Annotated in this window: 6 protein-coding genes; 5 read left to right on the top strand and 1 reads right to left on the bottom strand. The window is 74.3% G+C overall.

Features of this window, described 5'->3' with window-relative positions:
* Positions 1-210: 210 nt before the first annotated feature.
* Entirely contained in the window at positions 211-1,719 is a 1,509-nt protein-coding gene (hflX, locus tag ACZ4VL_RS26690) for a GTPase HflX (RefSeq protein ID WP_468204666.1), read from the top strand.
* 125 nt (positions 1,720-1,844) lie between these two features.
* Here hflX and ACZ4VL_RS26695 read toward each other — a convergent pair whose 3' ends face one another.
* Positions 1,845-3,020: a trypsin-like serine peptidase gene (locus ACZ4VL_RS26695; protein ID WP_468204668.1), complete on the bottom strand. Its 1,176-nt coding sequence runs from the start codon at positions 3,018-3,020 to the stop codon at positions 1,845-1,847.
* A 447-nt stretch (positions 3,021-3,467) separates the two neighbouring features.
* On the opposite strand from ACZ4VL_RS26695, the gene ACZ4VL_RS26700 reads away from it, so the two are divergent.
* From ACZ4VL_RS26700 to ACZ4VL_RS26715, 4 genes are all read left to right on the top strand, one after another.
* Positions 3,468-4,727 carry a diaminobutyrate--2-oxoglutarate transaminase family protein gene (locus tag ACZ4VL_RS26700; RefSeq protein ID WP_468204709.1) on the top strand — a complete coding sequence of 420 codons (1,260 nt, stop codon included), beginning with the start codon at positions 3,468-3,470 and terminating at the stop codon, positions 4,725-4,727.
* A gap of 2,373 nt (positions 4,728-7,100) precedes the next feature.
* Positions 7,101-8,852, top strand: coding sequence for an IucA/IucC family protein (locus ACZ4VL_RS26705; protein WP_468204711.1), 1,752 nt, complete (start codon positions 7,101-7,103; stop codon positions 8,850-8,852).
* Between the two features lie 5 nt (positions 8,853-8,857).
* Positions 8,858-9,565, top strand: coding sequence for a GNAT family N-acetyltransferase (locus ACZ4VL_RS26710; protein ID WP_468204670.1), 708 nt, complete (start codon positions 8,858-8,860; stop codon positions 9,563-9,565).
* Positions 9,566-9,817: 252 nt separating this feature from the next.
* Positions 9,818-11,788 carry an ATP-dependent DNA helicase gene (locus ACZ4VL_RS26715; protein WP_468204671.1) on the top strand — a complete coding sequence of 657 codons (1,971 nt, stop codon included), beginning with the start codon at positions 9,818-9,820 and terminating at the stop codon, positions 11,786-11,788.
* Positions 11,789-11,985 lie beyond the last annotated feature (197 nt).

Below are 11,985 nucleotides of genomic sequence, written 5' to 3' on the forward strand. Positions count from 1 at the left end.
CGGCGGGAGCGGGCATGTCACCATCGACAGGGCCGCCCGCCGGAGGGAATCTTCCGGTGACGCGACCCGTTGACCGTGACAGTACTGTGTGTCGCGTCGCGCGTGGCACGCACGGTCAGCGGAGCTGCGGCCAGGAGTGATGCCCCGGCCGGGCACTGCAGGCTGGCGGCCACCCGATGCGGGCCGTCTCGACACCGACGTAAGGATCCCATGACCTCCTCTTCTTCCCCTTCCCAGGACGCGCGGGACGCACAGGACGACGTGCGCGCCTCGCAGAGCTTCACCGAGGGCCTCCGGGCCGACGCCCTGATGGAAGAGGACGTCGCCTGGAGCCACGAGATCGACGGAGAGCGCGACGGCGACCAGTTCGACCGCTCGGAGCGCGCCGCACTGCGCCGCGTCGCCGGTCTCTCCACCGAGCTCGAAGACGTCACCGAGGTCGAGTACCGACAGCTGCGCCTCGAGCGCGTCGTGCTCGTCGGCGTGTGGACCTCCGGCACCGTGCAGGACGCCGAGAACTCCCTCGCGGAGCTCGCCGCCCTCGCCGAGACCGCCGGCGCCCTCGTGCTCGACGGCGTGATGCAGCGCCGCGACAAGCCCGACCCGGCCACCTTCATCGGCTCGGGCAAGGCCCAGGAGCTGCGCGACATCGTCCTCGAGAGCGGTGCCGACACCGTCGTCTGCGACGGTGAGCTCAGCCCCGGCCAGCTCATCGCCCTCGAAGACGTCGTCAAGGTCAAGGTCGTCGACCGCACGGCCCTGATCCTCGACATCTTCGCCCAGCACGCCAAGTCCCGAGAGGGCAAGGCACAGGTCGCCCTCGCGCAGATGCAGTACATGCTTCCGCGCCTGCGCGGCTGGGGCCAGTCGCTGTCCCGGCAGATGGGTGGCGGCGGCGGTGGTGGCATGGCCACCCGAGGCCCCGGTGAGACCAAGATCGAGACCGACCGGCGTCGGATCCGCGAGAAGATGGCGAAGATGCGCCGGGAGATCGCGGAGATGAAGACCGGCCGCGACGTCAAGCGGCAGGAGCGACGCCGCAACAAGGTTCCCTCCGTCGCCATCGCCGGCTACACCAACGCCGGCAAGTCCTCGCTGCTCAACCGCCTCACCGGCGCGGGCGTGCTCGTGGAGAACGCCCTGTTCGCCACCCTCGACCCGACCGTGCGCCGGGCCGAGACGCCGAGCGGCCGGGTCTACACCCTGGCCGACACGGTCGGCTTCGTCCGGCACCTGCCCCACCACCTGGTCGAGGCGTTCCGCTCCACGATGGAGGAGGTCGGCGACTCCGACCTCATCCTCCACATCGTGGACGGCTCGCACCCGGCCCCGGAGGAGCAGCTGGCGGCCGTGCGCGAGGTCATCCGCGAGGTCGGCGCGGTCGACGTGCCCGAGATCGTGGTGATCAACAAGGCCGACGCCGCGGACCCGCTGGTCCTCCAGCGACTGCTGCGCATCGAGCGGCACTCCATCGCCGTCTCGGCCCGCACCGGCCAGGGCATCGAGGAACTCCTGCGGCTCATCGACACCGAACTGCCGCGGCCCTCGGTCGAGGTGGAGGCCCTGGTGCCGTACACGCACGGCTCGCTGATCGCCAAGGCGCACGCCGAGGGCGAGGTGATCTCCGAGGAGCACACCCCGGAGGGCACCCTCGTGAAGGTCCGCGTCCACGAGCAGCTGGCGGCGGAGCTGTCCCCGTTCGTCCCCGCGAGCCGCTGACCGCGCGCACCCGCGCTGACACCGGAGCACGCAGCCGGCCCGACATCGGAGCCGGACAGGACCGGGGCCCCTGCACGATCACCGTGCAGGGGCCCCGGTCGTCCCGCGTCACGGGGACGCGCGGACTACTTGAACTTGGCGCTCACCGCGTCGAAGATCCCCTTGGCCTCGGGGCCGAGCCGCGGCCCGGCCAGCCAGCCCGCCTTCGCCGGGCCGATCGAGGTGTTCGAGATCAGCACCAGCTTGCCGTCGCTGCCCGTCGCCACCCAGCCGCCGCCGGAGGAGCCGCCCGTCATCGTGCAGCCGATGCGGTACATCACCGGGTCGTTAGCCTTCAGCGACAGCCGGCCCGGCTTGTCCGTGCACTGGAAGGCCTTCTGTCCGTCGAACGGGGCCGCCGCCGGGTAGCCCGTCGCCGTCATGCCCGCCACCTTCGGCACCGCCGGAGCGTTGAACTCCACCGGGAGCGCACCGCCGACCGTCTCCTCCAGGGACTTGCCGGTGCTCTTCTCCGGGGTCACGTGCAGCACCGCGAAGTCGTACGGGGCACCCGCACCGCCCGTCGGACCGCCCTGCGTGATCCACTGGTCCGAGGTCTGCGCCCAGTCGCTCCACCACACGCCGTACGGGGCCACCTCCTGCCGGGGCGCACCCTTGAGCTGCGCCGACGGCTTGCCCGCGTTGTTGTACGAGGGGACGAAGGCGATGTTGCGGTACCAGCCGCCCGCCTTGCCCGCGTGCACGCAGTGGCCCGCCGTCCACACCATGTTCGACTTGCCCGGGTGGGCCGGGTCCTTGACCACGGTCGCCGAGCACACCATCGAGCCCTCGGGGCCGTCGAAGAAGACCTTGCCGGAGTACGGGACGCTCGAGTGGTACGGCGTCGCGGCCGGCTTCGCCGCGACCGGGGCCGGGGTCGGGTCGGTGACGCCCTGGTCCTTGCCCGCGTCCGGGTCGATGGCCGGCGGCTGCGGGGTCTTGCCGGCCTCGCGCATGCGGTCCGGGTCCCACAGGCCCTCGATGACCGGGTTGATGTAGTCGCCCGCCTCGCGCAGCCAGTCCTCCTTGTTCCAGTTCTTCCACTCACCTCCCCGCCACTTCTCCAGGTCGATGCCGTGCTGCTTGAGTTTTTCCTTGAGCTGGTCGGGGATCTTTATCCCGTCGGCTCCTGCCGGGACGCTCGCCGCCACGGTCGGCTTGGCGTCTCCGCCGGCCTCACCGTCGCCGGGTCCGCAGGCGGCGGCGGTCATCGCGAGTGCCGCCGCGCACAGAATCGCGGTGACCGGTCGGTTCGGTCGCATGTCGTCAATCCCCCTGGTGGTTCCGGGCGTGGGAGGCGGCCGCGGTGGGGTGCGGGCCGCCAAACGTGCAGCACCCCACTATGCCGCTGCTGTTGGGGACGGCACAGCCCGGGCCCGCGGTTCCCGACGGCGCAGCCCCGGGGCCACCGCACGGCGCCGACCCCGTAAGGATCTTGGGCCCGCCCGTGTTCAGCCGCCGTCACCGTCGTTGGTACGTACGGGGGATGGGGCGCCGATCCCCTGTTCGAGGCGCAACCGGGAACAGCAGTCCGTGCGGGAGGTCCGACACTCGTGGCTTTGAGTGAGCATGGCGTGGCGTCGGGCACGCCGGCCGACCCCCCGCCCGTGCCCGCCCGGCCGGGCGCAGCCCCGGTGCAGGTCCCGGAACGAGGGGGAGCGGGGCGTCGCAGTGGCGGTGGTGGCGGTGGTGCGGAGGCGGCCGAGGGCATCCTGCGACGCCAGGCGGTACGGGAGTCGGCCGCCCGGACGTACGCGCACTCCCTGCCGGTCGTCCCGGTCCGCGCCCGCGGCCTCACCATCGAAGGCGCCGACGGACGCCGCTACCTCGACTGCCTGTCCGGCGCGGGCAGCCTCGCCCTCGGCCACAACCACCCGGTGGTCCTCGAAGCCATCCGGGGCGTCCTCGACTCCGGTGCCCCGCTGCACGTGCCGGACCTGGCGACCCCGGTCAAGGACGCCTTCACCAGCGAGCTGTTCGCCACCCTGCCCGCCGAACTGGCCGCCGACGCCCGCATCCAGTTCTGCGGGCCCACCGCCGTGGACGCCGTCGAGGCCGCGCTCAAGCTGGTCCGCACCGCGACCGGACGCTCCGGGCTGCTCGCGTTCACCGGAGCCGACCACGGCACCACCAGCAGGGCCCCCGACGCGCCGGTGACCCGGCTCCCGTACCCCCAGGAATTCCGCTGCCCGTTCGGCGTCGGAGGCGCCGAGGGGGCCCGGCTCGCCGCCCGCTGGACCGAGAGCCTGCTGGACGACCCCAAGGGCGGGGTCCCCGCCCCGGCCGGGATGATCGTCGAGCCGGTGCAGGGCGAGGGCGGCGTCCTGCCGGCCCCGGACCCCTGGCTGCGCCGCATGCGCGAGATCACCGAGGCGCGGGGGATCCCGCTGATCGCGGACGAGGTGCACACCGGTGTCGGCCGGACCGGGGCCTTCTGGGGCGTCGACCACGCGGGGGTCGTCCCGGACGTGATGGTCATGTCCAAGGCGATCGGCGGCAGCCTTCCGCTCGCGGTGCTCGTGTACCGCTCCGGCCTGGACGTCTGGGCGCCCGGCGCCCACGCCGCGACCTTCCGCGGCAACCAGCTGGCCATGGCCGCCGGCACGGCCACCCTGGCCTTCGTACGCCGGAACGGTCTGGCCGAGCGCGCCGGGGCCCTCGGCGCACGGATGCTGACCGCCCTGCGCGGCCTCGCCGCCGACCACCCGTGCGTCGGGGACGTCCGCGGCCGCGGCCTGATGATCGGCGTCGAACTCGTCGACCCGGAAACCCGCGCCGCCGCCCCCGACTTCGCCGCGGCCGTCCGGCAGGAGTGCCTCAGGCGAGGCCTGATCGTCGACCTCGGCGGCCGCCACTCCGGCGTGGTGCGGCTCCTGCCGCCGCTGACCCTCACCGACGAGCAGGCCGGAGCCGTCCTCGACCGCCTCGCCGACGCGATCCCCGCCGCCGCATCCCGCCGCCCCCACTGACCCCGAAGGACCCCCGTGCCCGACCCCACCCCGGCTCCTCCGGAACCCACCGGATCCGATCCCACTCCCGGTCAGCCGCCCACCGCCCAACAGGCCGTACGAGACGCCGCCCCACCGCCAACTCCCGCGCAGCCCACCGAACCCAATCCCGCCCCCGGCCACCCACCCCTGCAGCCCGCCACCCACCCCTTCGCGCCGGCCCCCACCACCCAGCCCGCGCCAGCCCCGGAGCCCCCCAAACCGGCCCCCACGCCCGACCGCCCGCCCCTAACCCACCGGGCCGCGCCACCCTCCGTCCAGCCCGCGCCAACTGCCGCGCAGCCCGTCCCAGCGCCGGAGCCCCCCGGACAGGACTCCACTCCCGTCCGCCCGCCCCTGCTGCCGCTAGGCCACCTGGCTGCGCCACCCTCCGTCCAGCCCGCGCCAAGTGCCGCGCAGCCCGTCCCAGCGCCGGAGCCACCCCAACGGGACTCCACTCCCGTCCGCCCGCCCCTGCCAACCACCCACCTGAGCACCCCGGACCCCGGCCCGGGCGGATCCCCCGCGCGCGGCATTGGCCAGCCCACCGAACACCTGCCAACCCCCCAACAGCCCACGCAGCCACCCAAGGCGACCAAGTCGGGCTCCACGCCGGAGCGGTCGGCGCGAGGCGCTGGCCAGCACACACCGCACCTCCCGACCGCCCACCAGCCCGCCCCGGCGTCCAAGCCGACCGCGCCGAGCCCTACGGCCGGAACCTCATACCTCCCGCACACCACCCCGGCGTTCGAGCCGACCGAGCCGACCGGGCCGAGCCCGGCGGCCCCGGCCCCACACCTCCCGCCCGCCGAGCCTGCGCCGGAGTCCACGTCCGACAGGGACCCCAGGCAGCTTGGGCAGCAGCACCATCCGGCGGTCGGGCAGTCGAAACCGGCAGACGACCCGGCGGATCCGAGCGCCACACCGGCGCTCCCGCACGTGCCGCTCGTGGGCCCGGAGCGCCGGCCAACCGTCGCCGGGGGCGCGGGGCAACCCGGGCAGCTCACCCAGGCGGCGGCCCGGGAACACACGGCGGTGGCCGAGTCGGCAGGGGCGGGGTCCCCGGCCCGGACCTCGCACCCCGCATCCACGGAGCGCCCTCCGGTTGCCCGACCGGCCTACCCGCCCGCCGCGCAGGGCTCCGGACCGGGAGCGCCACACCCGCACCCGCCAGCAGACGTCCCGTTGGACGGCCGAGGCGAGTCCGCCAGCACCGGAACCCCGGCCCACGGCTCCGATCATCCGCCCTCCATCCACGCGGCCCGGCCCCCTGACGCCGGACATCCCGTGGATACCGCGAACCCGGTTGCCGCAGCGGGAGAGCGCGGGCACCACCCCCTTGCCACCCCGTCCCGCACCTTCGCCGGGCACATGCCCGCGCCCGGAGCACCCCACCGGCCCGGAGGAGCCCCGCAGGACGGCCCGGCCAGCTCCGCCGGATCGGGCAGCGGGCCGGAACGTCCGACGGGAGCGTCAGGTGCACCAGCGGCCGACCAGGCGCGCCACCCTGCACCCGCCGCGCCCCGGACCGCGGCTTCGGCAGTCCCAGGCGCGGAGCCGGGGTGCCATGAACCGGCGCAGCACGGCGCGCAGGCCAGCCCTGCAGGCACGTCAACCGAGCTGCATGGCGCAGCAGCCCGGGCAGCAGCCACACCAGGCTCCGCTGGCTCAGGGACCCCGGCGCAGGAGGTTCCGACCGCGGGTCCGCCGGCGTCCGGGCCCGGCGCCCCACCTCCCGAGCCCCAGCGCCCGGTAGCGACCGAGGCTCCGCCAACCGGCCGGGCTACGGGGCCGACGGCCGGCGCCAGGGCCGAGGCCGGCACCGGAAACCCCGCACCGGATCCAGCCCCACTCACCCGCCGCCAGCCGGCGCCGCAGCCCTGCCCGCAGCCGGCGCCCCAGGCATCCCCGGACCCGGCCTCTCTCGCCCACCCGCAGCCGACGCCCCAGGCCTCCCCAGATCCGGCCCCACTTGCCCGCCCGCAGCCGGCGCCCCAGGCCCACCCGCAGCCGGCCTCGCAGTCTTGCCCGGACCCGGCCCCCTCCGCCCACCCGCAGCCGACGCCGCAGACCCGCCCGCGACCCGCCCCGCAGGCCTACCCGGATCCGGCCCCGCCGCCCCGTCCGCAGTCGGGGCGCGGTGGTTCTACCCGGCCGAGCGACGGCGCAGGCAGCGGCTCGGGCGGCGCAGGCAGTGGCAGTTCCACCGGGGGCGGCGCGGCCGGCCCGCACCCGCCGACTCCGCCGCGGCTCCCGGCCGCCGGGGCCTCCGCCGGGGCCTGGGTCCCCCGCCAGAACCACGGCGTGTTCCGCACCCGCGGGGGCTCCGCGGGCCCGGCCGTGCCCGAACCCCTGATGCTGCCCGACCTGCTGGACCACCCCGACCCGGCCACCGCCGCCGAGGCCGCGACGGTGGAGAACCTCTTGCGCTGCTGGGTCCGCGAGAACGGCATCGGCCGCCCCGACGGGCCCGCCGGCACCCTGTTGCGCATCCCCCTTCCCGCGTCCGGCACCGCTCTGCTCGTCGCCGTCCGCTACTGGTCCCCTTCCGGCTGGCACCGCTTCGCGCCCGCCCGGCTCGAAGGCGCCCCCGCCCACGCCCCGGCGTTGGACGCCGTCACCCTCGCCTCGCTCATCTCCCGCGAGGGCAGTCCCGTCGGCCCCTTCGGCCGGGGCGGCACCGACCTCGTCCGCCGGGTCGCCGACTCGGTGCGCTGGACCGCGGAGTTCATCGCCGACCGGCGCGCACGGCCCACTCCGCCCGCCCCCGTCGCCGGTGACCTCTTCCTCACCGCCGAACAGTCCCTCCTCCTCGGCCACCCCCTCCAACCCGATCCGAACAGCCGCGACGGACTCTCCGAAACCGAAGCGCGCCGCTACTCACCCGAACTGCACGGCTCCTTCCCCCTGCACTGGTTCGCCGTAGCCCCCGCCGTCCTTGCCACCGACTCCGCCTGGACCGAGCGCGGCCGCCCGGTGACCGCGGCCCGGCTCCTCGGCCGGCTCGCCGCCGGACTCCCGCTGCCCGACGGCACGACCCCCCTTCCCGTCCACCCCTGGCAGGCCCGCGACCTGCTCCAGCGCCCAGCCGTCGCCGCCCTCCGCGACGCAGGGCTCCTGCACGACCTCGGCCCGCACGGCGAGCCCTGGTACGCCACCTCCTCCCTCCGCACCGTCCACCGCCCCGGCGCCCCCGCGATGCTCAAGCTCTCCCTGGGCCTGCGCATCGCCAACTCCCGCCGGGAGAACCCCCGGAAGGAGTTCCGCCGCGGCATCGAGGTGCACCGGCTGCTCCGCACCGGCCTCACGGAACAGTGGCGGGTGACCCACCCCGGCTTCGACATCGTGCGCGATCCCGCCTGGGCCGCCGTCGACGCCCCGGACGGCAGCCCCGTCCCCGGACTCGACGTCGTACTGCGCCACAACCCCTTCCGCTCCCGTGACGACGTGCTGTCCGTCGCCGCTCTCACCGCGCCCCGCCCCTGGCCGGGCCGGACCACCATGCGGTCACGGCTCGTCGAGACCGTCTCCCGCCTCGCCGCCGCCACCGGACGCCCGAACTCCGCCGTCGCCACAGAGTGGTTCCTGCGCTACCTCGACCACGTCGTCCTGCCCGTCCTCTCCTTCGACGCGCTCGCCGGCATCGTCCTCGAAGCGCACCGGCAGAACACGCTGGTCCGGCTCGACCCGGCCGGCTGGCCCGCCGGCGGCCGCTACCGCGGCAACCAGGGCTACTGCTTCCGCGCCTCCCGCCGCGCCGAACTCGAACGCCGGGTCCCCGGCATCGGCACCGGCGGCGACACCTTCGTCTCCGACGCCGTCGCCGACGAACGCTTCACCCAGTGCTTGGGCATCGACAACGTGCTCGGCCTGATCGGGGCCTTCGGCTCCCAGGGGCTCGCCGACGAACGCGTCCTGCTGGCCGCTTTCCGCCGCTTCCTGGGGAAGGCCTCCGGCCTCGGCCCGCTGCCCGCGCGGCTGCTCGACTCACCCACCCTGCGCTGTGAGGCGAACCTGCTGACCCGCCGGGGCAACCTCGACGAGCTCGTCGGCCCCATCGACTCCCGTTCCGTCTACGTCACCATCACCAACCCCCTCCACGATTGAGCCCAATGGCCTCCACCGAAACCCGAACCGAAACCCGAGCCGACGCCCGAACCGAAACGCCCGTCCTCGCCGGGCCCACCACCACCGCGCACTCCGCCGCCTCCCGCTTCGCGGTGCGGCGGCTGCCGTTGCTCGCTGAAGCCGAGCTGCTCGACTCCCCGACCGGATGGGGCAGCGTCACCACGCCGGCGGGGGCCTTCCGCCTGGAATCCGTCCGCCTCGGTAGTGACCTGGAGCTGCTCACCCGGTGGATGAACGACCCCGAGGCCGCCGCCCACTGGGCGCTCGCCGGGCCCACCTCCGTCACTGCCGCACATCTGCGGGCCCAGCTCGACGGCGACGGGAGCAGCACCCCTTGCATCGGCTACCTCGACGATGTACCGATGAGCTACTGGGAGGTCTACCGGGCCGACCTCGCCCCGCTCGCTCGCCACTACCGGGCGCGCTCTCACGACACGGGTATCCACCTGCTCATCGGGGACGGCACGAACCGCGGCCGCGGTCTGGGAGCGACCCTCCTGCGCGCCGTCGCCAACTGGGTGCTCGACAACCGCCCGCGATGCACCCGCGTCATCGCCGAACCGGACGTTCGCAGCACCCCCTCCGTGTCGGCCTTCCTGGCCTCCGGTTTCCGCTGTTCCACCGAGATCGACCTCCCTGGGAAGCGCGCCGTCCTGATGATCCGGGAGCGGGCGCTGCGCAACCTCATCTAGCGGCGCCCTCGTGCTCCTCTGCAGTCCTTTCACCCCGAAAAACTCTGCGCTGCGCAGCAAGGTTCCCGTGGGTCGGAGGTTCACCCGAGAGAGTGAGGAAGCCGCTCACCAGCCCCCGACCTTCGCCCCCGACGTTCACCGCCGCGTCCTCTGCCATCCCGCCGCCCCGTGGATCCGGCAGGCCCTTGTATCGGCCATGCGTCCTCGCCGTGGCCGTCACTGTCGGTGGCGCCCCGTAGGGTGGTAGGTGCTATGACGAAGCCCTCCCTCACCGACCTGCTGCACGCCGCCGTCTCCGCCGTCGGCGGCACGGAGCGGCCCGGCCAGGTCGCCATGGCCGAAGCCGTCGCCGAAGCGATCGACGACAACACGCACCGGCTCATCCAGGCCGGCACCGGCACCGGCAAGTCCCTCGGCTATCTGGTGCCGGCCCTCGCTCACGGCGAGCGCGTGGTCGTCGCCACGGCCACCCTGGCGCTCCAGCGGCAGCTGGTCGAGCGCGATCTGCCGCGGACGGTGGAGGCGCTGCACCCGCAGCTGCGCCGCCGCCCCCAGTTCGCCATGCTCAAGGGCCGCTCCAACTACCTGTGCCTGCACCGGCTGCACGAGGGCGCGCCGCAGGACGAGGAGGAGGGCCTCTTCGATCAGTTCGAGGCCGCCGCCCCCACCAGCAAGCTCGGACAGGACCTGCTGCGCCTGCGCGACTGGGCCGACGAGACGGAGACGGGCGACCGCGACGACCTGACGCCCGGCGTCTCCGACCGTGCATGGAGCCAGGTCTCGGTCTCCTCCCGCGAGTGCCTCGGGGCGTCGAAGTGCGCGTACGGCGCCGAGTGCTTCGCCGAGGCCGCCCGCGAGCGGGCCAAGCTCGCCGACGTGGTGGTCACCAACCACGCGCTGCTGGCCATCGACGCGATCGAGGGCGCCCCCGTCCTGCCGCAGCACGAGGTGCTGATCGTGGACGAGGCCCACGAGCTGGTCTCCCGCGTGACCGGGGTCGCCACCGGCGAGCTCACTCCCGGCCAGGTCAACCGCGCCGTGAAGCGTGCCGCGAAGCTGGTCGACGAGAAGACCGCCGATTCCCTGCAGACCGCTTCGGAGACCTTCGAGCGGGTCATGGAGCTGGCCCTCCCCGGCCGGCTGGAGGAGATCCCGGAGGACCTCGGATACGCGCTGACCGCCCTGCGGGACGCCGCGCGCAACGTGATCTCCGCGATCGGAGCGACCAGGGACAAGTCCGTCCACGACGAGGACGCGGTCCGCAAGCAGGCCCTCGCCTCCGTGGAGAACGTCCACGCGGTGGCGGAGCGGATCATCGCCGGCTCCGAGTACGACGTCGTCTGGTACGAGCGCCACGACCGCTTCGGCGCCACCCTCCGCGTGGCCCCCATGTCGGTCTCCGGGCTGCTGCGCGAGAAGTTGTTCGAGGACCGCTCCGTGGTCCTGACCTCCGCGACCCTCAAGCTCGGCGGGGACTTCAACGGGGTCGCGGCCTCCCTCGGGCTGTCCCCCGAGGGCGTGGAGGGCGACGATGCTCCGGTCTGGAAGGGTCTGGACGTCGGCTCGCCGTTCGACTACCCGAAGCAGGGCATCCTCTACGTGGCCAAGCACCTGGCGACGCCCGGCCGCGAGGGCACCCGCGGCGACATGATGGACGAGTTGGCCGAGCTGATCGAGGCGGCCGGCGGCCGCACCCTCGGCCTGTTCTCCTCCATGCGCGGCGCCAAGGCGGCCGCCGAGGAGCTCCGCGGCCGGCTCGACCACCCGATCCTGCTGCAGGGAGAGGAAACCCTGGGCGAGCTGATCAAGACGTTCGCCGCCGACCCGAAGACCTGCCTGTTCGGGACGCTGTCCCTGTGGCAGGGCGTGGACGTGCCCGGCCCGAGCTGCCAGCTCGTGATCATGGATCGGATTCCGTTCCCGCGCCCCGACGACCCGCTGATGAGCGCCCGGCAGAAGTCGGTCGAGGAGCACGGGGGCAACGGGTTCATGGCGGTCGCCGCCACCCACGCCGCGCTGCTGATGGCCCAGGGCGCGGGCCGGCTCGTGCGGGCGTCCGGTGACCGGGGCATCGTCGCGGTCCTGGACCCCCGGCTGGCCACGGCCCGCTACGGCAGCTTTTTGAAGGCCTCGCTGCCGGATTTCTGGTACACCACGGACCGCAACCAGGTCCGCCGCTCCCTGGCAGCCATCGACGCGGCCGCCAAGGCGGACGGGAAGTAGACGACGGCCGCCCGACGGAGGGGGCGGCGAAGCGGCCGGACACGACGAAGCCGTCGGCGCCCCACCCGAACCCGAAACGAACTCGAATCGGGCCGAGGGTCGGGGTGTCGACGGCCGTGAGCTCGGCGGCTGCAAGCGCAGCGCGTCCGAAGGCTCTGCGCCGGCAAGGGGTCCGAGACAGCTCCCGGCAAGGGGTC

The organism is Streptomyces sp. NPDC029014, from assembly GCF_055564695.1.